Origin of the sequence: Streptomyces natalensis ATCC 27448 (assembly GCF_000935125.1) — a bacterium.
GTDB lineage: Bacteria > Actinomycetota > Actinomycetes > Streptomycetales > Streptomycetaceae > Streptomyces > Streptomyces natalensis.
This window is the reverse complement of record NZ_JRKI01000002.1, coordinates 140,272-164,691: the sequence shown is the minus strand read 5'-3', so window position 1 is coordinate 164,691 and position 24,420 is coordinate 140,272. Positions and strand designations below refer to the sequence as shown.

Annotated in this window: 22 protein-coding genes; 11 read left to right on the top strand and 11 right to left on the bottom strand. The window is 70.0% G+C overall.

What is annotated here, in order from left to right; translation table 11 throughout:
* Positions 1-18: 18 nt before the first annotated feature.
* The 3 genes from SNA_RS00890 to SNA_RS00880 form a co-directional block, all read right to left on the bottom strand.
* Positions 19-1,011: an NAD-dependent epimerase/dehydratase family protein gene (locus tag SNA_RS00890; protein ID WP_030066199.1), complete on the bottom strand. Its 993-nt coding sequence runs from the start codon at positions 1,009-1,011 to the stop codon at positions 19-21.
* Between the two features lie 89 nt (positions 1,012-1,100).
* The gene (locus SNA_RS00885) at positions 1,101-1,907 is read right to left on the bottom strand and encodes a hypothetical protein (RefSeq protein WP_030066198.1); all 807 of its coding nucleotides are present in this window, start codon (positions 1,905-1,907) and stop codon (positions 1,101-1,103) included.
* A gap of 174 nt (positions 1,908-2,081) precedes the next feature.
* Positions 2,082-2,681, bottom strand: a complete 600-nt coding sequence (locus tag SNA_RS00880; RefSeq protein ID WP_037790083.1) for a pyridoxamine 5'-phosphate oxidase — start codon at positions 2,679-2,681, stop codon at positions 2,082-2,084.
* A gap of 167 nt (positions 2,682-2,848) precedes the next feature.
* Between SNA_RS00880 and SNA_RS00875 the strand changes: the two genes are divergently transcribed.
* The 7 genes from SNA_RS00875 to SNA_RS00845 all read left to right on the top strand — a co-directional run bounded on the left by SNA_RS00875 (position 2,849) and on the right by SNA_RS00845 (position 8,793).
* Positions 2,849-3,802, top strand: a complete 954-nt coding sequence (locus SNA_RS00875; protein ID WP_044362534.1) for an HhH-GPD family protein — start codon at positions 2,849-2,851, stop codon at positions 3,800-3,802.
* A gap of 323 nt (positions 3,803-4,125) precedes the next feature.
* Entirely contained in the window at positions 4,126-4,677 is a 552-nt protein-coding gene (locus tag SNA_RS00870) for a SigE family RNA polymerase sigma factor (RefSeq protein WP_030066194.1), read from the top strand.
* A gap of 248 nt (positions 4,678-4,925) precedes the next feature.
* Positions 4,926-5,600, top strand: a complete 675-nt coding sequence (locus SNA_RS00865) for a hypothetical protein (protein WP_420823446.1) — start codon at positions 4,926-4,928, stop codon at positions 5,598-5,600.
* Positions 5,601-5,607: 7 nt separating this feature from the next.
* Entirely contained in the window at positions 5,608-6,318 is a 711-nt protein-coding gene (gene cseB / locus SNA_RS00860) for a two-component system response regulator CseB (protein ID WP_044362533.1), read from the top strand.
* Positions 6,319-6,326: 8 nt separating this feature from the next.
* Positions 6,327-7,628, top strand: coding sequence for a two-component system sensor histidine kinase CseC (gene cseC / locus SNA_RS00855; protein ID WP_044362532.1), 1,302 nt, complete (start codon positions 6,327-6,329; stop codon positions 7,626-7,628).
* 141 nt (positions 7,629-7,769) lie between these two features.
* Positions 7,770-8,594 (top strand): helix-turn-helix domain-containing protein, encoded by an 825-nt coding sequence (locus tag SNA_RS00850; protein WP_338059793.1) that lies wholly within the window; start codon positions 7,770-7,772, stop codon positions 8,592-8,594.
* Entirely contained in the window at positions 8,572-8,793 is a 222-nt protein-coding gene (locus SNA_RS00845) for a DUF397 domain-containing protein (RefSeq protein ID WP_030066188.1), read from the top strand. Before SNA_RS00850 ends, SNA_RS00845 begins: the two co-directional genes overlap by 23 nt.
* Positions 8,794-8,899: 106 nt before the next feature.
* Here SNA_RS00845 and SNA_RS00840 read toward each other — a convergent pair whose 3' ends face one another.
* Positions 8,900-10,531, bottom strand: a complete 1,632-nt coding sequence (locus tag SNA_RS00840) for an MDR family MFS transporter (protein WP_030066187.1) — start codon at positions 10,529-10,531, stop codon at positions 8,900-8,902.
* A 227-nt stretch (positions 10,532-10,758) separates the two neighbouring features.
* On the opposite strand from SNA_RS00840, the gene SNA_RS00835 reads away from it, so the two are divergent.
* The gene (locus tag SNA_RS00835; RefSeq protein WP_030066186.1) at positions 10,759-11,376 is read left to right on the top strand and encodes a TetR/AcrR family transcriptional regulator; all 618 of its coding nucleotides are present in this window, start codon (positions 10,759-10,761) and stop codon (positions 11,374-11,376) included.
* Here SNA_RS00835 and SNA_RS00830 read toward each other — a convergent pair.
* Complete coding sequence (locus SNA_RS00830) at positions 11,358-12,086, bottom strand: M23 family metallopeptidase (protein ID WP_030066185.1); 729 nt, start codon at positions 12,084-12,086, stop codon at positions 11,358-11,360. The genes SNA_RS00835 and SNA_RS00830 overlap by 19 nt on opposite strands.
* A gap of 520 nt (positions 12,087-12,606) precedes the next feature.
* Here SNA_RS00830 and SNA_RS00825 point away from each other — a divergent pair.
* Together SNA_RS00825 and SNA_RS00820 are read left to right on the top strand one after the other, a co-directional pair.
* Positions 12,607-15,861, top strand: a complete 3,255-nt coding sequence (locus SNA_RS00825; protein ID WP_044362529.1) for an NACHT domain-containing protein — start codon at positions 12,607-12,609, stop codon at positions 15,859-15,861.
* A gap of 28 nt (positions 15,862-15,889) precedes the next feature.
* Complete coding sequence (locus SNA_RS00820) at positions 15,890-17,968, top strand: NACHT domain-containing protein (RefSeq protein ID WP_275041975.1); 2,079 nt, start codon at positions 15,890-15,892, stop codon at positions 17,966-17,968.
* Between the two features lie 93 nt (positions 17,969-18,061).
* Here the strand turns inward: SNA_RS00820 and SNA_RS00815 are convergent, their stop codons facing one another.
* Entirely contained in the window at positions 18,062-20,587 is a 2,526-nt protein-coding gene (locus SNA_RS00815) for an ATP-dependent Clp protease ATP-binding subunit (RefSeq protein ID WP_030066181.1), read from the bottom strand.
* Between the two features lie 508 nt (positions 20,588-21,095).
* Between SNA_RS00815 and SNA_RS39045 the strand changes: the two genes are divergently transcribed.
* A complete protein-coding gene (locus SNA_RS39045) occupies positions 21,096-21,794 on the top strand; it encodes an SCO3374 family protein (protein ID WP_078969589.1) in 699 nt (232 codons plus the stop codon).
* Here SNA_RS39045 and SNA_RS00810 read toward each other — a convergent pair.
* From SNA_RS00810 to SNA_RS00790, 5 genes are all read right to left on the bottom strand, one after another.
* The gene (locus tag SNA_RS00810; protein ID WP_030066180.1) at positions 21,725-22,057 is read right to left on the bottom strand and encodes a histone-like nucleoid-structuring protein Lsr2; all 333 of its coding nucleotides are present in this window, start codon (positions 22,055-22,057) and stop codon (positions 21,725-21,727) included. The two genes, SNA_RS39045 and SNA_RS00810, sit on opposite strands and share 70 nt — an antisense overlap.
* A 187-nt stretch (positions 22,058-22,244) precedes the next feature.
* The gene (locus SNA_RS00805; protein WP_030066179.1) at positions 22,245-22,763 is read right to left on the bottom strand and encodes an amino-acid N-acetyltransferase; all 519 of its coding nucleotides are present in this window, start codon (positions 22,761-22,763) and stop codon (positions 22,245-22,247) included.
* 9 nt (positions 22,764-22,772) lie between these two features.
* Complete coding sequence (locus SNA_RS00800; protein WP_030066178.1) at positions 22,773-23,234, bottom strand: BlaI/MecI/CopY family transcriptional regulator; 462 nt, start codon at positions 23,232-23,234, stop codon at positions 22,773-22,775.
* Between the two features lie 192 nt (positions 23,235-23,426).
* On the bottom strand, positions 23,427-23,603 hold the full coding sequence (locus SNA_RS43055; RefSeq protein WP_030066177.1) for a hypothetical protein: 177 nt from the start codon (positions 23,601-23,603) through the stop codon (positions 23,427-23,429).
* A 49-nt stretch (positions 23,604-23,652) separates the two neighbouring features.
* Positions 23,653-24,327, bottom strand: coding sequence for a hypothetical protein (locus SNA_RS00790; RefSeq protein ID WP_241779504.1), 675 nt, complete (start codon positions 24,325-24,327; stop codon positions 23,653-23,655).
* Between the last annotated feature and the right edge of the window lie 93 nt (positions 24,328-24,420).

Below are 24,420 nucleotides of genomic sequence, written 5' to 3'. Positions count from 1 at the left end.
GGCGTCCCGGCGGTACGTCTACGGCGCCAGCACCCTCGCCTCCTTCTCCGGTGCCAGGCCGGGCGCCGGGCGGTCCGGGCGCTGGGGTGCGCTGCCGCCGAGAGCGCGCAGCCATGCCCAGGTGTCGGTGACGGTTTCGTGGACGGGGCGGCAACGGAGTCCGGCGGCAAGGGCCTTGGAGACGTCCACGCCGAAGAGGGCGTTGTGGTCGTCGCTGCCGGGCGGGAGCCAGACGGGCAGCTCGGTCCAGGGTTCGATACCGGCCGCGAGGATGTCCTCGGGGGAGCGCCAGCAGAGCTCGGCGGCCGAGCCGGTCACCGTCACACAGCTTTCCAGCAGTTCGCCCATGGTGGCGTGGCCCGGCTCGCTGACCAGGCTGTAGGGGCCGCCGAGCCCGTCCCGCAGCGCGTCCAGGGTCCATTCGGCCAGATCGCGGACGTCCACGTACTGGAGCGGCAGATCGCGCGGGCCCGGGGCGAGCACGGGGCCGCCGCGGGCGATCCGGCCCAGCCACCACGGCAGCCGGCCGATGTTCTCGTACGGGCCGAGGATCAGACCGGCCCGGACCAGCAGCGCCCGGTCGCCGAAGGCGTCGACGGCGGCCAGTTCGCCGCCCCGTTTGGCCGCCGCGTAGTCCTCGGCGGACGTGGCGTCGGGGTCACCCGCCACCACGGGGGACCGCTCGGTGAGGGGTCCCGTCGGCGGAAATGCGTAGACCGAACCACTGGAGATGTACGCGTAGTTGGCGACCCGTCCGGCCAGCAGCCGCGCGGCGTCCCGTACGGCGACCGGCGCGCCGCTCCAGGTGTCGACGACCGCGTCCCACTCCCCCGACGCGAGCGCCGCGAGCCCGGCCGTGCCGTTGCCGCGGTCGCCGTGGAGCGCCGTGGCGCCCTCCGGCGCGGCATGGCGCCCCCGGTGAAACACCGTCACCTGCCAGTCACGGGCCAGCGCCGCCTCGGCAACCGCCCGCCCCACGAATTCCGTTCCGCCCAGGATCAGTAACCTCATGGCCGCGACTGTGCCGCACGGAGGCCGCCCGGGACAGCCGCCTTCGCTCACGGCAGAGCCGAATTCGCTGTCGGCCAGGGCCCGTCGGCTCAGTCCTTGGCGAGGGTGAACTTCGCCTTCGCCGGATCCAGCCCCGGCACCTTGGCCTCGATGACGTACGTCCCGGACGGCACGGCGGCCGCGCTCGGCGTCGCGCACTGGGGGGCGCTGGCCCGGCGGTCCCACAGCACGGTGCGCTCCACGGAGCCCTTGGCCGGGACCTTCAGCAGGGCCGGACCGGTGCCCGCGGGGCAGTCGTTGGAGGCCCAGACCCGGTCGTCGCCCGCGGTGTCCTTGATCGTCAGCACCGCGGCCTTACGGCCCAGGTCGACCTTGCAGGCCGAGCCCGCGGAATTCTTGACCTTCAGCTCGAACTTCGGTTTCTCGCCCGGCTTGTAGGAGTCCTTGACGCTGCGCAGCGTCAAGGTGGCGCCGCCGGTGGTGCAGTTGAGGAGCGGGGAGTCGGTCGGTACGAGGCTGACGCCCGAACCCTGGCCGATGGGGCCGCCGCCGGAACCGCCACCGCTGTCCGTGCCGTTGCCGCCGTCGTCCGCTCCGGAGGCGCCGCCCGAACCGTCCCCTCCCGACTCGCCGCCGCCCGATCCGTCGCGCCCGCCCGGCTTTTGACTGATCGCCGGGCCGGTGCCGGAGGGACCGGGCGTGATGGACGTCGCGGGACCCGAGCCGTGCCCCTTGCCCTCGTTGCCCCCGCCCCCGGTCTGTTCGGAGTCGCCGCCCAGGCTGAGGGCCCACGCCACCACCAGGGCGAGCAGGACGACGATGGCCAGCGCAACGGCCCTCCGCCGCCAGTAGATGGAGGAGGGAAGCGGCCCGATCGGATTGCGCAGTGATCCCACATGAAAACTCTACGAGAGATCCGCGCGCGGACCGGCCAGTACCCGCCGCATCGGACTGCAACTTTTCCCATGATCGGTCCGGAGTTCCCGGTGAACGGTCCGGAGTCCCCGGCCGTGCCCGCGTTTCCGCCGTAACGGGCCCGATGCCCCGTTAGGGGCGGTAGGCCGCATTCGTCAGCCGCGCCCCGCGTCCGCCCGCCATTCCTCCTTGTGACCGAAGCCCCGGCCGTTGTCGATCAGCCGCAGCCAGTCGGGGCGCAGTTCCCACAGCGTGGTGCGCTCCAGCGCCTCCCGCAGCCGTGCGCTCTCCTCGACGAAGGGGAAGCGCGCGGTGTAGACCCGCCAGCCGGCCGCCCGCTCGTCCGCGCCCAGCGGGCGGCAGTACCCCCGCCCCTGAAGGCCCGTCAGCGCGCTCCACTCCTGCCCGTCGCACTGCGCGGTGAACGCGACTCGCGCGGGGGCCGGTGCGGGCCCGGCCAGCGCCCGTCCGTGCCGCGTCCTGGTCGAGGTGACGAAGTACAGAACCGGCCCTCCGGCCACACCCGCCTCCGCAGCCCCACCCGTATCTCCGGCCGCACCCGCCTCCGTATCCCCGCCCGTATCCCCGCCCGCGCCCCCGCCGGTCTCCACCGCGTACAGCACGGCCGCCGCCTGCGGCCCGTCCTCGTCCGCATACGCCAAGGTCATCGTCGTATGCGCGATCAGCGCCCGCTGGATCGCCACCGGACAGACCTGCGCCGGCCGCGCGCCCGCCGGGCTTTCGCTCTCGCTCATCCCCCCATCCTCCATGCCGTCCGCCACGCCGGACGCCCGTTCGCCGACGTACCCCCGGTAGCGGCCACCCGTACGTATATGGCCGTCCCGCGTGCGGGTGGGCGCGCGGCGGCGCGGGGCCGGGGCGTTTCTCGGGCGGGGGGCAGCGTGCCAGGATCGGAGCTGCCATGACTTCCACGCCTGCCACATCCCCTGCCATGACCTCCGCCGCCGAGACCGCCTCCGCCGCTCCGGCCGCGGAGGCCGACGGGACCGCGCTGCACGGTCCGGTCACCGACTGGTTCGACGAGCACGCCCGTGATCTGCCCTGGCGCCGCCCCGAGGCGGGCGCCTGGGGCGTGATGGTCAGCGAGTTCATGCTGCAGCAGACGCCGGTCACCCGTGTGCTGCCGGTGTACGAGCAGTGGCTGGCCCGCTGGCCGCGCCCCGCCGACCTGGCCGCCGAGGCGCCCGGCGAAGCGGTACGCGCCTGGGGCCGGCTCGGCTATCCGCGCCGCGCCCTGCGGCTGCACGCCGCCGCCTCCGCAATACAGGAGCGGCACGGCGGCGACGTACCGCGCGAGCACGCCCAGCTGCTGGCGCTGCCCGGTGTCGGCGAGTACACCGCCGCGGCCGTGGCGTCCTTTGCGTACGGGCAGCGGCACGCGGTGCTGGACACCAATGTGCGCCGCGTCTTCGCCCGTGCCGTCACCGGCCGCCAGTACCCGCCGAACGCCACCACGGCCGCCGAGCGCAAACTGGCCCGCGCCCTGCTGCCGCCGGACGAGCAGCTGGCCGCGCGCTGGGCGGCGGCCACGATGGAGCTGGGCGCGCTGGTGTGCACGGCCCGCGGTCCGGAGTGCCACCAGTGTCCGATCGCGGCGCAGTGCGCCTGGCGGCTGGCCGGCTCCCCTGCGCACGAGGGGCCGCCCCGGCGCACCCAGGCCTACGCCGGTACCGACCGCCAGGTCCGCGGCAAGCTGCTGGCCGTGCTGCGCGAGGCGGTGGCGCCGGTGCCGCAGCAGGTGCTGGACGCGGTGTGGGACGAGCCGGTGCAGCGGGCCCGCGCGCTGGACGGGCTGGTCTCGGACGGCCTGGTCGAGCCGCTGGGCGGGGGCCGCTACCGGCTGCCGCACACGTAGGAGCCACAGATCCGGAAATTTGACCGGAACGGGCCCAACCCCGACGCGACAGACACGCTCTCACTAGGTGTACATCGCCGGGGAAGGGCCCATCGGCCTTTCGACGGGGGCCTCATCCGCCCCGAGGATGACCCAGGCCCCCCCGCCGTACCTCCGAGGTATGACCCCCTGCGGGCTGTTACACAACCGCAGGTTTTCCGTGCATCCGCTGTGGTGCCGACGCACATTTCGTCGCAACACCCCGTCCGTAGCGTCTTCCTCGTGCTGGAGATGACCACCAGCGCAGTCAACGTGGGGAACGCAAGCGGATCGGAGGCGTCGAAATGGCGACCAGCGGCGGCAAGGTACTGGACTTCGAAGAGTATGTGCGCACGCGGCAGGAGGCCCTGCTGCGCAGCGCCCGGCGACTGGTGCCCGATCCGGTCGACGCCCAGGATCTGTTGCAGACGGCCCTGGTCCGCACCTACGGCCGCTGGGACGGCATCGCGGACAAGTCCCTCGCGGACGCCTACCTGCGCCGGGTCATGATCAACACCCGTACGGAGTGGTGGCGGGCCCGGAAGCTGGAGGAGGTGCCCACCGAGCAGCTCCCCGACGCGAGCGTCGACGACGGCACCGAGCAGCGCGCCGACCGGGCCCTGCTGATGGACATCCTGGGGGTCCTGGCGCCCAAGCAGCGCAGCGTCGTCGTCCTGCGCCACTGGGAGCAGATGAGCACGGAGGAGACCGCGGCGGCGCTGGGCATGTCCACCGGCACGGTCAAGAGCACGCTGCACCGTGCGCTCGCCCGCCTGCGCCAGGAGCTGGAGAGCCGCGACATCGACGCCCGGATGCTGGAGCGCGGCGACCGGGACCGGGAGCGCTGCGCGGCCTGACCGGCGCCCCGGCCGCCCGGGCCACCGGCTCTTCGGGCACTCTGGAGGCCGCCCCGGGCATACGCGATGCGTTTCACAGCACGCTTCACGGATTCCCGCGCGACAATCTCAGACGAGCATGCACGCACGGGCACGGCAGGCACACGCACGACGGCACAGGCAAGACCAGCACACGCAACACGACCACGCACAACACGAGCAGCGGCGGGAACGGCGACTGCGCGAGCGGCACGGTGGGCAGGAGCGGATTGTCCAGGAACAGGTTGACCGGCGGGTTGACCAAAGGCGGCGCGGCCACGGCAGGGGTGGCCGCCGTCGGCCTTTTGCTGGCCGGCTGCAATCCCGGTGGTGAGGGCGTACGGACCGAGGGCTCGGCCACCAGCACCCCCGCGCCCCGAGGCGCGTCCAGCTCCTCCCCCGCCCCGACCGCGACCTCCGGCTACAAGAAGGTCAACGCCGTCGAGCTGCTCAAGCACGACCCCAATGTCGGCACGGATGTGAAGAAGTCCCTGGCCAAGCCGTGCTCGGCCGATGAGTACCCGGTCGAAGTGACGTACGCCACACTCACCGGCGGCGACTCCCCCGACGTCATCATCAACGTCATGACCTGCGGGGATTCCCTGGGCATCGGCGCCTACGTATTCCGCAAACAGGACGGCGGATATGAAAACGTATATGGCAACGAGCAGCCGCCGGTCTACGCCAGCGACAACAAGGGCGAGCTGGAAGTCACCCGGCAGACTTACGACGCGGGCGACAAGGTGTGCTGCCCCTCGGGTGAAGATGTCCTGAGCTACCACTGGTCGGACGACCACTTCACCCAGTACGACAGCGATCACACGGACTACAGCAAGACCACCGCAAGCAGGACCACCGTCGTTGACGGCTCCGTGTCCGCCGACGACACGGGATCGGAGGATTGAGCCACGCATGGCCGAGACCCACGTGCTCTTCGTCGAGGACGACGACGTCATCCGCGAGGCCACCCAGCTCGCCCTGGAGCGGGACGGCTTCATGGTCACCGCCATGCCCGACGGGCTCGCGGGCCTGGAGGCGTTCCGCGCCAACCGCCCCGATATCGCCCTGCTCGATGTGATGGTGCCGGGCCTGGACGGCGTCAGCCTGTGCCGCCGGATCCGTGACGAGTCCACCGTGCCCGTGATCATGCTCTCGGCGCGCGCCGACTCCATCGACGTGGTGCTCGGCCTGGAGGCCGGCGCCGACGACTACGTCACCAAGCCCTTCGACGGCGCCGTCCTGGTCGCCCGGATCCGCGCCGTCCTGCGCCGCTTCGGCCACGCCAGCGGCCCGGACGGCAACGGCGGCGGCGCGGCGGACGCGGCCATCCCCGACGAGCCCGTCCTGCGCTTCGGCGACCTGGAGGTCGACACCGAGGGCATGGAGGTCCGCAAGGCCGGCGTGCCCGTCGCGCTGACCCCCACCGAGATGCGCCTCCTGCTGGAGTTCTCCAACGCCCCCGGCACGGTCCTCTCCCGCGACCGCCTCCTGGAGCGCGTGTGGGACTACGGCTGGGGCGGCGACACCCGCGTCGTCGACGTCCACGTCCAGCGGCTGCGCGGCAAGATCGGCCAGGACCGGATCGAGACCGTCCGCGGTTTCGGTTACAAGCTGAGAGGCTGACACCACCGGTGGTCAGACTGGCCCTGCGAACGGGCCTGAGATGGAAGCTCAGTGCGGCGATCGCGCTCGTGGGAGCGCTGGTGGCGATCGCGCTGAGCCTTGTCGTGCACAACGCGGCCCGCCATTCCATGCTCGACAGCAACCGGGACGTCCAGGTCGAACGGCTCAACATCGCCCTCAAGAGCTACGAGTCCCAGCGCCATTTCCAGTTCGGCGCCCGTATCGACGACCCGGCCCTCCCGCAGGCCCTCCGCAAGGAGATCGCCGAGGGCGAGCGGGCCACCTACGTCCAGGACAACGGCGAGAACGCGCCCGAGGTCTGGGCGGCCACCCCCCTCGGCGACGGCCAGGTCTTCTCCCTCCACGACCCCTTCCTGGACCGCTTCGCCGTCCTGGACGACCTCGACCAGGCGCTGCTGCTCGGCTCCTCCGCGGTCGTGCTCGGCGGCTGCGCCCTCGGCGTGCTGATCGGCGGCCGGCTCTCCCAGCGGCTGCGCAAGGCGGCCGCCGCCGCGGGCAAGCTCGCCGACGGCGACACCTCGGTCCGCATCCGCGACGAGGTCGGCGGCCGGGTCCGCGACGAGACCGACGACCTCGCCTGGGCCGTCGACGCCATGTCCGACGCCCTCCAGCAACGCATCGAGGCCGAGCGCCGGGTCACCGCCGACATCGCCCACGAACTGCGCACCCCGGTGACCGGCCTGCTGACCGCGGCCGAACTCCTGCCGCCCGGCCGCCCCTCCGAGCTGGTCCGCGACCGCGCCCAGGCGCTGCGCACCCTCGTCGAGGACGTCCTGGAAGTCGCCCGCCTCGACGGTTACGCCGAGCGCGCCGAGCTCCAGGACGTCGCCCTCGGCGAATTCGTCGCCCGCCGCGTGCGCGCCCTCAGCCAGGACGTCACCGTCGACATCGTCCGCGACGCCGACGTCACCACCGACCCCCGGCGCCTGGAACGCATCCTCGGCAACCTGATCGCCAACGCGGCCCGGCACGGCAAACCGCCCATCGAGGTCACGGTCGAGGGCCGCGTGGTGCGCGTACGCGACCACGGCCCCGGCTTCCCCGAGGCCCTCCTGCGCGAGGGCCCCAGCCGCTTCCGCACCGGCAGCAGCGACCGCTCCGGCCGCGGCCACGGCCTCGGCCTGACCATCGCCGCCGGCCAGGCCCGCGTCCTCGGCGCCCGCCTGACCTTCCGCAACGCGAACGAGGCCACGGACGGCTCGACGGGCGCGGTATCGGTCCTGTGGCTCCCGGAGAACGCGCCGACGAGCACGGGGAGCTTCCCGGTTATCCACCTGCCGGATCGTTAATACGACTGGCGTCGCGGATTGTGCACACCCGGTCACGGAGCGATGCGGGTCGGCGTAGCGTTGCGGCTGGTGGGGTTGCAGCGGGCAACCTGCAAGCAGCGGCGGTGAGTTATGCCTCCTCGGAAGGATCCCGACGCGTCGGTGAGCGTCCCGTGTTTTTACGGCTCGGAGTTGCGCTACCTGAGAGATCAAGCGGGCCTCACGCTCGAACAGGTGGTGGAGGGCACCTATCGCGGCATCTCGTTCCTCAGCGCGATTGAGCGCGGCGAGCGGGGGATGCCGATGGATCTGGCCGTCCACTGCGACAAGTTGCTCAAGACGAACGGCTTCTTCACGCGCCACTGTGAAGCTGCGGCACGGGCGCGTCGGACCGGGCATCCGGCGTACTTCGCGGATCCCGCCGAGCTGGAGAAGGCCGCGCTTACGATCGATGACTGGGCACCCCTCGTCGTCCCGGGCCTGTTCCAGACCGAGGCGTACGCCCGGAAGATGACGCAGACCTCAGGCAAACCTGCACCGCCCAAGGTCGTCGAGGAGCGTGTCCGCGCCAGAATGGCGCGCGCCGACCTCTGGAAACGCGACGATCGCGCCACCCACTGGGCGATCCTCGCCGAGTCGGTGATCCACAGGCCGCTCCTCCCGGCAGCGGAGATGGCCGAGCAGCTGGAGCACATCGCCGAACTGGCCAGGTCCCAGCAATCCGTTGTACAGATCCTTCCGGAATCGGAGGTCGACCACGCCCTGCTGATGGGCCTCCTCAAGCTCATGACCTTTGCCGATGGCCCACCGGTGGCCTACACAGAGGGTGTATACAGCGGCCACATCATCGACTATCCACCCCATGTGGCGGGCTACCGAAGGTCCTACGATCTGGCTAGGGCCGCCGCACTGTCACCCAAGGCGTCCCTGGCCATGATCGAGAAAGCGGCAAGGGGCTACAGAGATGAAGCGCAGCAAGGGAATTGACCCGAGCTCTGCCACCTGGCGCAAGAGCAGCTACAGCAATCACGAGGGCGGCGAATGCATCGAGGTCCGCGACGACCTCCCCGGCCTCGTCCCCGTCCGCGACAGCAAGGACCCGTACGGGCCGGTGATCGTCTTCTCGGGCACCGGCTGGGCCTCCTTCATAGCCTCCGTCAAGGGCGGTGAACTCACCGGTCACTGAAGGCCGTTGGGGCACAAGGGGCGAAGCCCGTGGGCACAACGGGCGGAGCCCGGCGTCACCACACGGTGACGCCGGGCTCCGCCCGTTTTTGAAAGCCGGGGCCGGATCAGACCGCGGCCTCAGCCATCGACACCCGCTCCGCCTCCGGGGCGGCGCCGTTGTCGTCGGACTTGGCCGACGGGCCGCCCCGCAGGGGGACCTCCTTCAGGAACCAGGCCGCGGCGAAGCCAACGACGCTGATCGCCGCGCCCCACAGGAAGACCTGGTGCGTACCGGTGGCCACCGCGTGCGCATAGGCGTCCTTGACCGCCGGCGGCAGCTTGGGCAGGCTCTTGGGGTCCATCTGGGCGCCCGCGCCGGACATCTTGCTGCCGGCCGCCGCGCCCAGGCGCTCGACCATCACCGTCTTGACCTGGTCGGTGAAGATCGCGCCGAGGATCGCCACGCCGAACGAGCCGCCGATCGTACGGAACAGCGTGGCCGAGGACGAGCCGACGCCCATGTCCTTCATCTCGACGCTGTTCTGCGCGACCAGCATCGTGGTCTGCATCAGGAAGCCCATACCGGCGCCCAGCACGAACATGAACAGGCTGGAGGTGAGCCGGGTGGTGCCGACGTCCATCAGGGACAGCAGCGCCAGGCCGATCGTGAGCACCGCCGCGCCGACGACCACGAACATCTTGTACTTGCCGGTCTGGGTGGTCACCCGGCCCGCGATCAGCGAGACCACCAGCAGGCCGCCCATCAGCGGCAGAAGCAGCAGGCCCGAGTTGGTGGCGGAGGCGCCCTGGACGCTCTGCTGGAACAGCGGCAGGAAGGTCATCGACCCGAACATCACAAAGCCGACCAGGAAGCCGACGACGGTGATGAGCGAGAAGTTGCCGTTGCGGAAGATGTGCAGCGGCAGCACCGGCTCGCTGACCTTGCGCTCCACGAAGACGAACGCCACCAGCGCGACGATGCCGACCGCGCCCAGGCAGAGGATCTGGCCCGAGAGCCAGTCGTACTCGGTGCCACCCCAGGTGGTGATCAGCACCAGCGCGGTGATCCCGATGGTCAGCAGCGCCGCGCCACCGTAGTCGACCCGGCCCCGGGCGCGCTTCTTGGGCAGATGCAGGACGGCGGTGATCATGGCCAACGCGACTGCACCGAGCGGAAGGTTGATGTAGAAGGTCCAGCGCCAGCCGAGGTGGTCGGTGATGGTGCCGCCGACCAGCGGGCCGCCGACCATCGCCACGGCCATGACGCCGGCCATCATGCCCTGGTACTTGCCGCGCTCCCGCGGCGGAATCAGATCGCCCATGATGGCCATGACGCCGACCATCAGGCCGCCCGCGCCCAGACCCTGCACCGCGCGGAAGCCGATCAGCTGACCCATGTCCTGGGCCATACCGGACAGCGCGGAGCCGATCAGAAAGAGCACGATGGACGTCAGGAACGCGCCCTTGCGTCCGTACATGTCGCCGAGCTTGCCCCAGATGGGGGTCGATGCGGCGGTGGCGAGTGTGTAGGCGGTGACCACCCAGGACAGGTGCTCCATCCCGCCCAGTTCACCGACGATGGTGGGCATCGCCGTACCCACGATCATGTTGTCCAGCATCGCGAGCAGCATCGCGATCATGAGCGCGAACACCACCACCCGCACGCTGGCGGGCTGCTTCCCCGCGTTCGCCCCGTCCTTCACCCCGCTGGCTATGGCGGTCTGTCTGTCCCCCGCTGAGGCCGCTTTCTGCGACATCCCCGTCCTCACTCCCGTACTCCGGTCCTCACGTACGCGTGCACTGCCACTGATGCCGGCACTGCACTTACTTGCCGCCCGGCTAGTTCTGTACAGTACGGAAGGTAGATGGGAAACTAGCCGGGCGTCAAGTAAGTTTCCGGGGCGCTCCCCGGGGCACCTCACCGACCAGCACAATCACGCGCCGACGACGACGCGGCTACGCAGCAACCACGCAGGAGAACACCATGAGCACATCGCACCCGCGCCGCGGAAACACCCGCCAGCGCATTCAGGACGTCGCTCTGGAGCTGTTCTCCGAGCAGGGCTACGAGAAGACGTCACTGCGCGAGATCGCCGAAAAGCTGGAAGTCACCAAGGCGGCGCTCTACTACCACTTCAAGACCAAGGAAGACATCGTCATCAGCCTGTTCGAGGACCTGCGCGGTCCGATCGACACGCTGATCGCCTGGGGTGAGCTCCAGCCGCGCACACTGGGCACCAAACAGGAACTGATCCGCCGCTACAGCGATTCGCTCCGCGACGCCGCCCCCCTCTTCCGCTTCATGCAGGAGAACCAGGCGACCGTCCGCGACCTCGCCATCGGCGACACCTTCAAGGAGCGCATGCACACCCTCTTCGACCTCCTGCGGGAGCCCGAGGCGGAGCTGACGGATCAGGTGCGCTGCATCACGGCGCTGTTCTCCATCCACGCGGGGATGTTCGCGATGCAGAACGTGGCGGGCGACCCCGAGGAGAAGCGCAGGGCCATCCTCGAGGTCGCCACAGAACTGGTCACGGCGGCAAACCCGCCAAGCCACCGCCGGCCAGCCCGTCCGGATTCAGCTCAGACGGCGTCGTCGTGAGCCCGCAGGAATCCGGTCGGTTCGATGCCCGACCCGTAGTCGGGGCCGGTACGGACCTCGAAGTGCAGGTGCGGGCCGGTGGAGTTGCCCGTGCTGCCGGAGAGTCCTATCTGCTGGTCCGTGCCGACCTGCTGGCCGACGCGGACCTGGATCCGTGAGAGGTGCGCGTACTGGGTGTACGTACCGTTGTCGTGCTTGATCACGATGGCGTTGCCGTACGCCGGGCCGTCACCGCCACCCCAGGGACCGGCCTTGACGACCGTGCCGTGGTGGACGGCGTGGACCTGGGTGCCGGTCGGCACGACGAAGTCCTGACCGCTGTGCTTGTGCGCCCAGTGGCTGCCGGGGATGCCGAACGGCTCGCCCAGGGCGTATCCGTCGACCGGCTTGACCCAGGCGTTGGGCTTCTTGGCCGCGTCCTTCCGCGCCTTCACCGCCGCCGCCTTGGCCTTCGCCGCAGCCGCCTTGGCGTCCTTGGCCGCCTTGGCCTGGGCATCGGCCTGCGCGGTCACCGTCGAGCCGATGTCCACGCTCAGATCCGTCAGGCCCGGGTCCGCGGCGTGGGCGATACCGGCGCCGAGCGAGGCGGCGACACCGAGGCCACCGGCGGCGACGGCGACGCGGTTGCGCAGCACGGACTTCAGGGCGGAGTTCCGGGCGGACTTCCGGGCGGAGTTCTTCGGCTCACGGATCGCGGCGAACTTCTGCATGCGGGTTTTTTCCTCCAGGAATCAGGAATCTGCTACCAGGAATCTGGAATCACGAGTGAATGCGCTTCCCCGACTGCGGTCCGGTTCGGCCATTCCTTGGTAACCCGCATTCGACGGCTCGCCAAGCGCCGCCCGCTACTACCGAAGGCCGTATTCGACGAGGGTGTAATCCAGGCCATAGCGGGCAGGCGCCACCCTCTGCACCGTCGACTCCCAGACCCTCGTCTACCCTCTGACCTGGGCCTTAGCCATATCTGCCCGCCCCACCCTCCCCTCTCGTCACTCCCTCCCCCTATCGCGCACACCGCGTCCACCCATTTCCCTAAGGGAGCTAGTAGACGGCGAATTCCGTGTGCGTCATGTCACCGCCGAGGGGAATTCCGGCCGCCATTTGTGACGCGTCTGACGTGACCTGGATTACCCGGTCGCCCGAGAAATGGTGAAAGGGCTCACCCGGCGGACGCCCGGCGCGTAACCTGGTTCACACGAGTCAGCAGCCACGGGGGAGGCCGCCCGCACGATGGAACCGTCAGCAGTCGGCATACGGCTCGCTTCCAGCGTGGTCGCGCCGCTCGTGAAGAAGCTGTTCGTCAAGGACGGGCCGGGCGCCGGGCTGGTCTCCGCGCCCGTACGGATCTCCGGCCTGGTCTCCTTCAAGGGCGAAAAGGCCACCCTGACCGACCGGGACCTGCACAAACTCGCCGCGGAACTCGTACGCCGGGCGGTGGACGCCACCCTCCCCGGCGAGCGCCCGTGCCCCGAGGACGAGGAAACGGCCGTGGCCGACGCCCTGGCCATCACCCTGCACGGCCTCGGCGAGCTGGCCATGGACGACGTACAGGCCGTCCTGCTCGGTCACAGCGCCCTCGCCGAACGCCTGACGGCCGCCGCCCCGCACGCCACCCGCGGCCTGACCCGCGACGCCGAGCTGATGCACCACACCCTGCTCGCCACCGCCTGCCTGCACATCGTGCACTTCTTCACCCAGCGGTCGACGTTCGTGGCACGCACCCTCGTCCAGCAGAGCCGCAGCCTGGACGGCGCCATCACCAAGATCGACGCCTTCCTCGAAGGGCATCCGTCCCCGCGCGCCGCCGACACCGCCTTCGAGCGCTCCTACCTCACCTACATCGCCCGCAAGCACAGCCGCCTGACCATCTACGGCATCGACCTGGCCCACTCGCCCGACCGCTGGCCGCTGGATTCGGCGTATCTGAGCCTGGGGGCGACGAGGCCGCGCCCGGACGCCTCTTTCCCCGGCCTGGGGGACTTCAGGGCGCCCATCCGCCGTGAGGATGGCTCCCTCCCCGGCCTGGAAGAACTCACGCCCCGCCCGCCCCAGCGCGCCGACCAGGCCCTCGCCGACTTCGACCAGGTCCTGCTGCGCGGCGTCGCCGGCTCCGGTAAGAGCACCCTCATCCAGTGGCTGGCCGTCTCCTGCACCAAGGACCCCGCCGACACCCCGCTCCCCCACCTCCACGGCCGCATCCCCTTCGTCCTCCCGCTGCGCACCCTCACCCGCTCCGGCGCCGCCCTGCCCACCCCCGGCCACTTCCTGTCCGCCGTCTCGTGCCCGGTGACCGGCTCCCAGCCCGACGGCTGGGCCGAGCGCGTCCTGACCTCCGGCCGCGGACTCCTCCTGGTCGACGGCCTGGACGAGATCCCCGAGGCCGAGCGCAGGCCCGCCCGCGCCTGGCTGCGCGACCTGCTGGACGCCTTCCCCGACAACCTCTGGCTGGTCACCACCCGCCCCTCCGCCGTACGCGAGGACTGGCTCGCCGCCGATGGCTTCGACGAGCTGACCCTGACCCCGATGGGCCACGACGAGGTCGCCGCCTTCATCGGCCGCTGGCATGCGGCGGCGCGCGAGGACGCCGAGGACACCGCGCAACTGGACGCGTACGAGCGGTCCCTGCTCACTGCCGTCCGCACCAAACAGGACCTCGGCCGCCTGGCCACCAACCCCCTGATGTGCGGCCTGATCTGCGCCCTCCACCGGGACCGCCGCGGCTATCTCCCGCGCGGACGCAAGGAGTTGTACGACGCGGCGCTCGGCATGCTGCTGTCCCGCCGCGACCGGGAACGGGACATGGGCGCGCCGACGGGCATCGAGCTGGCCGACGAACCGCAGGTACAGCTGCTGCAACGGCTCGCCTACTGGCTCATCCGCAACGGCCGCACGGAACTCCTCCGCGACCGTGCCGAACGCATCATCGGCGACGCACTGCCCGCCGTCCCCGCCGCCGCGGCCCAGGGCGACACGGCGGCCGTCTTCCGCCATCTGCTGTTACGCAGCGGCCTGCTGCGCGAACCGACCCCCGGATCCGTGGACTTCGTCCACCGCACCTTCCAGGACTACCTGGGGGCGCGCGCCGCCGTCGAGGAGGGCGACTTCGGGCTGCTGGTGGAGCACTCCGTCGACTCCCAGTGGGAGGACGTCATCCGCATGGCGGTGGCCCATGCACGGCCGCGCGAACGGGCGGAGATCCTGCGGGGGATGATCGAACACGGGGACGGGATCCGCAGTCCGCGCAGCCGGCTGCGGGTGCATCTGCTGGCGATGGCTTGTCTGGAGCATGCGACGGAGTTGGATCCGCGGGTGCGGGGGGAGGTGTACAAGCGCGCGGATGTCATCCTGCCGCCCTGTCGCTTCGACGAGGCGGAACTGCTCGCCGAGGTCGGACCCATCGTCGTGGAGCTGCTGCCCGGCCCGGACGGGCTGGAGGACGACGAGGCGGAACAGGTGGTGGCCACCGCCGCGCGCATCGGCACGGACGCCGCCCTGGAAGTCATGAAGGGCTTCCGGACGCATCCTGCGCCGACCGTACAAGCCCGACTCGCGTCTTCCTGGCAACATTTCGACACCGAGCGCTACGCCGAGGAGATCATCCGGCATCTGCGCGACGATACGCCTTTCACGGTGACGACCCCCGCCGAACTGCGCGCCCTCAAGGCCCTCGGCGGCCGACCGCACACCATCGTCGTCGGTGCTTACGGCGCACAGGAACTCCTCAACGGTGTGGAGCGCCGCTCGCTGACGCATTTGGTGCTGGTGGACAACCCGAAGATCGACAGCCTGGCGTTCCTCAGGAACTTCCCGGCGCTCACGCTGCTACGCCTCCAGGGCTGCCCCGCCCTCGACGGCGTCGCCCCGCTCGCGGATCTGCCCCTGCGCAGCCTGTCCGTCAGCGGGTTGAACGATCTGCGCGGACTCGACCGGCTCCACCATCTCGACGTCCTGATGGTGCAGTCCCCGCTCCCGCCAAAGGGCCTGGCAGCCGTCCCTGCGGGCGCCCCCCTCACCCACCTCAACATCGACGAACCGATCGGCGCCGACTTCAGCCGAGTGACCGACTGGCTGCATCTGCAACACGTACTACTACAGCGCATTTTCGAAAACTTCAGCGAGAACCAGTGGCAGGCACTTACCAGCCTCACCGAACTGGAGGACTTCGGGTTCGGCCTGGCCACCGAAGGGGGCGCCCTGCATGTTCCCCCCGGTCTTCGCTTGCCGCAGGTAAAGACCCTCAGCCTCCTCAATACGGACCGCCGCCCCGTCCCCGAACTGCTCCGCAGCCTGCACGCCGTCCTCCCGGCGTTCCCCAGCACCCGCGTCCTCCGGCTGTACGGCATGACCGACGCCCCCATAGAGCTCCCTCCCCTGACCGAACTCCCCGACCTCCAGGAGGTGTTCCTCTCCCTCCTCCGCCCGGAAAACCCCCACTCCCTCCCACCCCACGTCACCCTCACCCTCTACCCCCGCCCCCGCACCTGACCGCAGCCACACCCGTTACGGGGAACCCATGGATCCCACGAACACCGCCCCCAACACCACCGCCGACAGCACCCCCGACGCCACCCCCAGCACCACCACCGACACCGCCTTCGAAGCCCGCTACGCCCACTCCACCGCCACCACCCACAACCACCTCACGATCTTCGGCATCGACCTCGCCCACTCCCCCGACAGCTGGCCCCTCGATGCCGCCTACCTGGGGCTTGAGTGCGAGCCGGACCCCGGTACGCAGGACGACGAACCGCCGACGCCCGCCGAACAGGCCCTCGCCGACCGCCCCCGCATCCTGATCCGCGGCGTCGCCGGCTCCGGCAAGACCACGCTGCTCCAGTGGCTGACCGTGGCCACCGCCAGGGACGAACTGCCCGAGGCGCTCGCGGGGTTGCGGGGACGGGTGCCCTTCCTCCTGCCCGTGCGCCGCTTCGCCCGCGACGGCATCCCCGACCCGGCCGCCTTCCTGGCCGCCGCCGGCTACCGCGACGCCGCGGCCCAGCCGCCCGGGTGGGCCGAGCGCATCCTGGGCGAGGGCCGGGCGCTGCTCCTGATCGACGGGATCGACGAGGCGCCCGAGGAGGCCCGCGAGGAGGTGCGCGAGCGCCTGCGCGACTGGACCACCCGCTATCCGGGCACCGTCTGCATCGTCACCTCCCGCCCCTCCGCCGTACCGCACGACTGGCTCACCGGCGAGGGCTTCGCCGAGCTGTCCCTGGCGCCGATGAGCCGGGAGGACGTCGCCGCGTTCATCCAGCGCTGGCACCGCGCCGCCGCCCAGCAGAGCCCGGCCGACCTCCACCGGCTCGGGGAGTACGAGCACACGCTGCTCACCGCCGTACGCATCACCCGCGATCTGGGCCGGCTGGCGACCAATCCGCTGATGTGCGGTCTGCTGTGCGCCCTGCACCGCGACCGGCGCGGCTATCTGCCCAACGGCCGTAAGGAGCTCTACGACGCGGCGCTGTCGATGCTGCTGGAGCGGCGGGACCGGGAGCGGGCGATGGTGGCCACGGACGGCGTGGAGCTGACCCGGCAGCCCAAGATCCAGCTGTTGCAGAAGCTCGCCCACTGGATGCTGATCAACGGGCGGTCGGAGATCGACCGGGAGACGGCCATCGCGACCCTGGCCGCGCATCTGCCGGCCATACCGGTCGCGGCCCGACAGGGCGGTCCCGAGGAGGTCTTCCGGCATCTGCTCAACCGCACGGGCCTGCTGCGCGAGCCGACCCCGGGCACGGTCGACTTCGTGCACCGCACCTTTCAGGACTATCTCTCCGCGCGGGCGACGATCCAGCGCCACGATTTCGCGCTGCTCCTGGAGCACGCCCACCACGACGACTGGGAGGACGTCATACGGATGGCCGTGGCCCTGGCCCGGCCCGATGAGTGCGCGACCCTCTTGGACGGCCTGCTGGCCCCGCACGCGGGCATCAAGGCGGCCGAGGCCCGCCACCGCAAGCTGCTGGCCGCCGCCTGCCTGGAGCACGCCACCGAGCTGGATCCGGACGTCCGGGCCCGCGTCCAGCGCTTCACCCGGGACATGGTGCGGCCCAGTACACCGTCCGCGGCCCGCGCGCTTGGCTGGATCGGGCCGATTGTGCTGGAAATGCTGCCCGATCCCGCCACGGCCTCCGACGAAGAGGCATATCTTCTGGCCATTACCGCCACGTCCATCGCGGACGATATGGCCATCGATTATCTGACGGGGCTGCGCGACCGCGCGCACCACGACATCCGCGCGCAGCTCGCGGGGGCCTGGCGGCATTACGACACCGCCCGCTATGCCCGCGAGATCATCGCCCATCTCGAACCGGCCGAGCTGTATTTCCCGGTGGCCGATCCGGAGGAATTGCATACTCTTCGCCGTTTGGGCGGACGGCCGCATCTGCGGATCGCCGGCTATTTCACGCCGGAACAGCTGATCGAGGCCATTGTTCCGGCCGAAGAGCTGACCCGGCTGTGGCTCGCCTACGACCTGGGCGTTTCGATGGAGTGGCTGTCGGCCTTCCCGAAGCTGGACACCTTGCAGATCGGACGGCGTATCCCGCCGGTGACGGGGGTGCCGGACGGTATCCGGGTCGTGCAGCTGTAGCCCGTAGGCGCCGGGCACGCCCGGATACGGCGCTGCCCCGGACCGTATGTGACGGTCCGGGGCAGCGCCGCTGTGCGAGAGCCTTTTGTGCTGCTACGCGTCCTTGCTCAGGTTCGGGCCCGAGCCGCCGGTGGCGGACTCGATCGGCGGGGCGTCCGGCAGGGCCGCCTTCTCCTCGCCGCGGAAGGTGAACTTGGCGCTGTCACCCTCGCCCTCGACGTCGACGACCACGATGTGGCCCGGACGCAGCTCGCTGAAGAGGATCTTCTCCGAGAGGGCGTCCTCGATCTCGCGCTGGATCGTGCGGCGCAGCGGACGGGCGCCGAGCACCGGGTCGTACCCGCGCTTGGCCAGCAGCGACTTGGCGGTACCGCTGAGCTCGATGCCCATGTCGCGGTCCTTGAGCCGCTCGTCCACCTTGGCGATCATGAGGTCGACGATCTGGATGATGTCTTCCTCGGTCAGCTGGTGGAAGACGACGGTGTCATCGACACGGTTGAGGAACTCGGGGCGGAAGTGCTGCTTGAGCTCTTCGTTGACCTTGTTCTTCATCCGCTCGTAGCCGGTACGGACATCGCCCTGGGCCGCGAAGCCGAGGTTGAAGCCCTTGGAGATGTCCCGGGTGCCGAGGTTCGTCGTCATGATGATGACGGTGTTCTTGAAGTCCACGACCCGGCCCTGGGAGTCGGTCAGGCGACCGTCCTCCAGGATCTGCAACAGGGAGTTGAAGATGTCCGGGTGGGCCTTTTCGACCTCGTCGAAGAGCACCACGGAGAACGGCTTGCGGCGCACCTTCTCGGTGAGCTGGCCGCCCTCTTCGTAGCCGACGTAGCCGGGGGGCGAGCCGAAGAGCCGCGAGACGGTGTGCTTCTCACTGAACTCCGACATGTCCAGGGAGATCAGCGCGTCCTCGTCGCCGAACAGGAACTCGGCGAGGGTCTTGGACAGCTCCGTCTTACCGACGCCCGACGGGCCCGCGAAGATGAACGAGCCACCGGGACGCTTGGGGTCCTTCAGCCCGGCACGGGTACGGCGGATGGCCTGGGAGAGCGCCTTGATGGCGTCCTTCTGGCCGATGACGCGCTTGTGGAGCTCGTCCTCCATGCGCAGCAGGCGGGACGACTCCTCCTCGGTGAGCTTGAAGACCGGGATGCCGGTGGCCGTGGCCAGGACCTCGGCGATCAGCTCCTCGTCCACCTCGGCGACGACGTCCATGTCGCCGGCCTTCCACTCCTTCTCCCGCTTCGCCTTCGCGGCCAGGAGCTGCTTTTCCTTGTCGCGCAGGCCCGCGGCCTTCTCGAAGTCCTGCGAGTCGATCGCGGACTCCTTCTCCCGGCGCACATCGGCGATCTTCTCGTCGAATTCGCGCAGGTCCGGCGGCGCGGTCATGCGGCGGATGCGCATTCGGGAGCCGGCCTCGTCGATCAGGTCGATCGCCTTGTCCGGCAGGAAACGGTCGGAGATGTAGCGGTCGGCCAGGGTGGCCGCCGCGACCAGGGCGGAGTCCGTGATGGAGACGCGGTGGTGCGCCTCGTAGCGGTCCCGCAGGCCCTTGAGGATCTCGATCGTGTGGGGCAGCGACGGCTCCGCGACCTGGATGGGCTGGAAGCGGCGCTCCAGGGCCGCGTCCTTCTCCAGGTGCTTGCGGTACTCGTCGAGCGTGGTGGCACCGATGGTCTGCAGCTCGCCTCGCGCCAGCATGGGCTTGAGGATGCTGGCGGCGTCGATCGCGCCCTCGGCGGCGCCCGCACCCACCAGGGTGTGGAGCTCGTCGATGAACAGGATGATGTCGCCGCGGGTGCGGATCTCCTTGAGGACCTTCTTCAGGCGCTCCTCGAAGTCACCGCGGTAGCGGGAGCCGGCGACCAGGGCGCCGAGGTCGAGGGTGTAGAGGTGCTTGTCCTTGAGGGTCTCGGGCACCTCGCCCTTGACGATCGCCTGAGCCAGTCCTTCGACGACCGCCGTCTTGCCGACGCCGGGCTCGCCGATGAGGACCGGGTTGTTCTTCGTACGGCGGGAGAGCACCTGCATGACCCGCTCGATTTCCTTCTCGCGCCCGATGACCGGGTCGAGCTTGGTCTCGCGAGCGGCCTGCGTGAGGTTGCGGCCGAACTGGTCCAGGACGAGGGAGGTCGAGGGCGTGCCCTCGGCGGGGCCGCCGGCGGTGGCGGCTTCCTTGCCCTGGTAACCGGAGAGCAGCTGGATGACCTGCTGCCGCACCCGGTTGAGATCGGCGCCCAGCTTCACGAGGACCTGGGCGGCGACGCCCTCGCCCTCGCGGATCAGGCCGAGCAGGATGTGCTCCGTACCGATGTAGTTGTGGCCGAGCTGGAGGGCCTCGCGGAGCGAAAGCTCCAGGACCTTCTTGGCACGGGGGGTGAAGGGAATGTGGCCGGACGGGGCCTGCTGGCCCTGGCCGATGATCTCCTCCACCTGCTGGCGGACCGCCTCGAGCGAAATCCCGAGGCTCTCCAGGGCCTTAGCGGCGACACCCTCACCCTCGTGGATCAGGCCCAGGAGGATGTGCTCGGTGCCGATGTAGTTGTGGTTGAGCATCCGGGCTTCTTCCTGAGCCAGGACGACAACCCGCCGCGCACGGTCGGTGAACCTCTCGAACATCGTTAATCGCTCCTCAGAGCGGTCAGGCAGTTAGGGGTCGGTCCCCTCCCTGTCCTTCCGCATGCTAGTCCCGCAACACGGGACAGCTCATTCCAACTGCCGACACCCGTCCGGATCACCCCGCTCCGGCGGGGAAATTTACTGCCGAACAGCTGACATCTGCTCCAACTCGATGGTGCGAGACGATGTTCCCGCAGGCCAGGCATATACGCTGTTCGCCACTACGCCCGTGGCGAACGCACCCCGGCCCGACACGCCCACCGCATCCGGCCATCCGCTGGTGCAGAGCGCCTCTGGCGCCGGTCACACGGTCTTTTCCCACTGTGACTGTCTTACCCGCTGCCACTGACACTCCATGCGGCGCGGGCCGCTTCCATCCGCTACGGGCGAACACCCACCCGCTGCCGAATGCCCCGGCACGCCCCCGCCCGATCACGGTGCGTATCCGCATCGGATCGGGACTTCCACCCTGCGTAACTTCCCGAGTTCGTTGGCCGTTGCACCGGATATGGCCCGCGCACTTCCGCGACCCCGCAGCCCCCTGTCCGCCGTCCGCCGGTGGTACGAGCAGGAGATGGGCTGGCCGACCACCGCCACGGAGCCCGTGGAGCTGCTCGTGGGGCCGCATTTCGACGTGCTGGAGATGCCGGCCGACGCGGGGCGGGCCGTACTGCGGCGGCTGCCGCACACCGGGCCGGTGGCGCTGCTACGGCCCTCATGCGACGGAAATCGCCGCCTGGAACGGCCGAAAGTGCTCATGCTCATCGCGGCCGGCGGCGCCGAGGAACTGCCGGAAATCCTGCAATGGCTCGAGTGGGGTGCGCTCACGCCTGATCTCGGTGCGCGCGGGGCCGGGGAGCGGATGCCCGCACCGGCCGTCCCCGCCCGTGCCGCTGCCGCCGACACGCTCTCGGCCTGCGAATTCGGCGGGCGGGAGGCCGCAGGATGGTTGCGACCTCCCCGGCCGGGGCGCGCGGCGGAGAATTTCCTGCCCAGTACGGGGTTCGGGACAGGAATCGGCGGAGACGGTGGGGGCGCCCCCAACCTCATTCGGCTGGTGAGCGCGGCGGCAACGGAGTGCCACCGGGCCCGGTTGCTGCGTGCTCGTAATGCCCAATCCGATCGCGCTTGCGGCGATCAGCCGTTGGCCTTCTCGAATGCCTCGCGAATGTCGGCGGGGACGCGGCCACGGTCATTGACGTTGTAGCCGTTCTCCTTCGCCCACGCGCGGATCTTCGCGGTGTCGCCGGAGCCACCGGAAGCGGCGCGCGCCTTGCCGCGGGCCCCGGAACGGCCACCGGTACGACGGCCGGCCTTCACGAAGTCCGTGAGCGACTCACGAAGCTTCTCGGCGTTGGCATCGGAGAGGTCGATCTCGTAGGACTTACCGTCGAGAGCGAACGTCACCGTCTCGTGCGCCTCGCCACCGTCGAGGTCGTCAACAAGAAGAACCTGAACCTTCTGTGCCACCGGTTTCCCTTTCATCGAATGTGGATTACGACGGAAAGCAAACCGCTTTTCCGGGAAAAACACAAACCCTTGGGTAGGGTTCACTTGCCCGCAGAGCGGGGAACACATGCTTCCGTAGCGCGGCATAGGGGCGCGATAGGGATCGATAGGGGAGCGATAGCGGAGCGATTCGGACATAGAACGCTGTTCACAGGTGCAGAAGCATCCGGCTGTTACCCAGGGTGTTGGGCTTCACTCGTTCGAGCCCGAGGAACTCGGCAACGCCCTCGTCATAGGAACGCAGCAGCTCGCTGTAGACATCACGCTCAACCGGAGTCTCGCCGATCTCCACGAAGCCGTGCTTGGTGAAGAAGTCGACTTCGAAGGTGAGACAGAAAATGCGCCGTACTCCGAGCCAGCGCGCGGTTCGCAGCAGCTTGTCGAGGACGAGATGGCCCACTCCGTGGCCCTTGAGCTGCGGATCGACCGCAAGGGTGCGGACTTCGGCCAGGTCTTCCCACATCACATGCAGTGCGCCGCAGCCGACGACCTCGGCGTCTTCGTCCCGTTCGGCGACCCAGAACTCCTGGATGTCCTCGTAAAGCGTGACGGTGGCTTTGTCGAGCAGGATGCCGTGCCGTGAGTAGGAGTCGATGAGGCGGCGTACCGCCGGGACATCGCTGGTCCGGGCGCGGCGGACGGTGAGGCCTTTTGAATGCACGGGCATGGCGGGACGCTATCGCCCCGTGGCCCCCGAGCCCGCCCCGGGTTCCTCTTCCCTTCCCGCTTCCGATGTCCGTTCGGGCACCCGTTCAGGAGCGGCGGCGGCTTCGGACTCTTCGGCCTCTTGCGCGCTCCCGGCGCTTCCCGGTTCGTCGATCTGCACCATGTGAACGGCATCGCGCAGGGCCTGTCGCTGTTCCGGCGACATCATGCCGAAGAAGGCCACGAGAGCGGCCGCAGGGTTGTCGCTGGTGGACCATGCCTCGTTCATCAGTGCGGCCGAGTACGCGGCCCGAGTGGAGACCGCCTCATATCGATAGGCGCGGCCTTCCGCTTCGCGGCGCACCCAGCCCTTCTGATGAAGGTTGTCCAATACGGTCATGACCGTTGTGTAGGCGATCGACCGTTCCTTCTGGAGATCTTCCAGGACTTCCCGAACGGTGACCGGGCGGTTCCACTCCCACACCCGCGTCATCACCGCGTCTTCCAGATCACCCAATGGTCTCGGCACACAAGAACAATAGTGGGAGATGTCGCGAATGCCCGTTGATCTCGTTGCGTTTGGGCCGGAAAAAGGCGTACGGCCCGGGACGGTCATTCCCGGGCCGTATCGGCCGTGGTGTGCGGGCGGCGGGTGCGCGCCGGGCCGGAAAAGGTGCCGGGGCGGTCAGGCGCCCTGCGTCTTGGCATCCGCGGGGGAGTCGGAACGGGCGAGCATCGCGTCCGCGGCGGCGTCCTCCTTGGCCTTGTTCGGGCCGCCCTGGCTCTTGATGATCGTGACGATCAGGCAGGTGAAGGCCACGGCCATCACGACGGGCGGGGTGAGCGCTGCGAGGTAGTCCACGGCGTATGGCCTCCTGTTCGGGCGTGAGGCATCCCAGAGTACGCAGCGCTCAGGCGGTACGGGTCTCCGGGGGCGGGGCAGGCTTCTTGCGGCGGGGCGGGAAGACCTCGCCCGGCGTGGGGATGGGGCGGCCCGGACGGGACGGCCTGGGCGCGGGCGAAGGCGACGGCGCGGGCCGCCGCTGGGGCTCGGTGGCCGGTTCGGTGGCCGGTTCGCGCTCCGGCTCGCGCTCCCGCTCACGCTCCGGCTCGGGCGCCGCCGCGCGGCCGCCGGCGAGGGCCCGCAGCCGGGTCCGTACGGACCGCTCGGCCAGCCGCTCGCAGTGGCGCAGCAAGGCGGCGCGGCGTTCGCTCTCGGCCGCCCCGGTGCCCCGCGCGACCAGCGAGCGCAGCGCGGCAAGGTCGTCGGAACCGGGGACGTAACCGGCCTCCAGGGCCTCCCTGAGCTGGGCGAGGTAGCCGGCGGCGGAGCCCGGCAGGGCGTCGCGGTAGCGGGCCAGGTCGGCGACCAGGAAGGCGCGCAGCCGGCCGCCCTCGTGCACCGCCTCGTCCACCTCCTCGGCCAGCCGGAGGTACTCCTGGGTGTCCTCCGGCCACTGGAGAGCGACGCCGAGCGGGACGGAGCGGGACGTCGACTGGTGGGCATGGGCGAGAGCGCGACGGAGCACTCGCAGCTCATCGGCGCTGAACGTCATGCCACCGCGGGATCCGTTTGGCATAGGCATGCGGCGACTTTACGACCATTTCAGACAAAAGCCACTTAACTCGTGCGCGATGGCGCGGCTGGGCGTACCGACGCCCAGGACCGGGCCACGCTC

Excerpts from the sequence above, each read along its gene's own strand:
- SNA_RS00830 (WP_030066185.1), bottom strand. The coding sequence starts at position 12,086 with ATGCAGAAGTTCGCCGCGATCCGTGAGCCGAAGAACTCCGCCCGGAAG.
- SNA_RS00845 (WP_030066188.1), top strand. The coding sequence starts at position 8,572 with ATGAAGCGCAGCAAGGGAATTGACCCGAGCTCTGCCACCTGGCGCAAG.
- SNA_RS00840 (WP_030066187.1), bottom strand. The coding sequence starts at position 10,531 with ATGTCGCAGAAAGCGGCCTCAGCGGGGGACAGACAGACCGCCATAGCC.
- SNA_RS00870 (WP_030066194.1), top strand. The coding sequence starts at position 4,126 with ATGGCGACCAGCGGCGGCAAGGTACTGGACTTCGAAGAGTATGTGCGC.
- SNA_RS00890 (WP_030066199.1), bottom strand. The coding sequence starts at position 1,011 with ATGAGGTTACTGATCCTGGGCGGAACGGAATTCGTGGGGCGGGCGGTT.
- SNA_RS00800 (WP_030066178.1), bottom strand. The coding sequence starts at position 23,234 with ATGACGCGGGTGTGGGAGTGGAACCGCCCGGTCACCGTTCGGGAAGTC.
- SNA_RS00820 (WP_275041975.1), top strand. The coding sequence starts at position 15,890 with ATGGATCCCACGAACACCGCCCCCAACACCACCGCCGACAGCACCCCC.
- cseB (WP_044362533.1), top strand. The coding sequence starts at position 5,608 with ATGGCCGAGACCCACGTGCTCTTCGTCGAGGACGACGACGTCATCCGC.
- SNA_RS00880 (WP_037790083.1), bottom strand. The coding sequence starts at position 2,681 with ATGAGCGAGAGCGAAAGCCCGGCGGGCGCGCGGCCGGCGCAGGTCTGT.
- SNA_RS00790 (WP_241779504.1), bottom strand. The coding sequence starts at position 24,327 with ATGCCTATGCCAAACGGATCCCGCGGTGGCATGACGTTCAGCGCCGAT.
- SNA_RS00815 (WP_030066181.1), bottom strand. The coding sequence starts at position 20,587 with ATGTTCGAGAGGTTCACCGACCGTGCGCGGCGGGTTGTCGTCCTGGCT.
- SNA_RS00835 (WP_030066186.1), top strand. The coding sequence starts at position 10,759 with ATGAGCACATCGCACCCGCGCCGCGGAAACACCCGCCAGCGCATTCAG.
- SNA_RS00805 (WP_030066179.1), bottom strand. The coding sequence starts at position 22,763 with ATGCCCGTGCATTCAAAAGGCCTCACCGTCCGCCGCGCCCGGACCAGC.
- SNA_RS00875 (WP_044362534.1), top strand. The coding sequence starts at position 2,849 with ATGACTTCCACGCCTGCCACATCCCCTGCCATGACCTCCGCCGCCGAG.
- SNA_RS39045 (WP_078969589.1), top strand. The coding sequence starts at position 21,096 with ATGGCCCGCGCACTTCCGCGACCCCGCAGCCCCCTGTCCGCCGTCCGC.
- SNA_RS00825 (WP_044362529.1), top strand. The coding sequence starts at position 12,607 with ATGGAACCGTCAGCAGTCGGCATACGGCTCGCTTCCAGCGTGGTCGCG.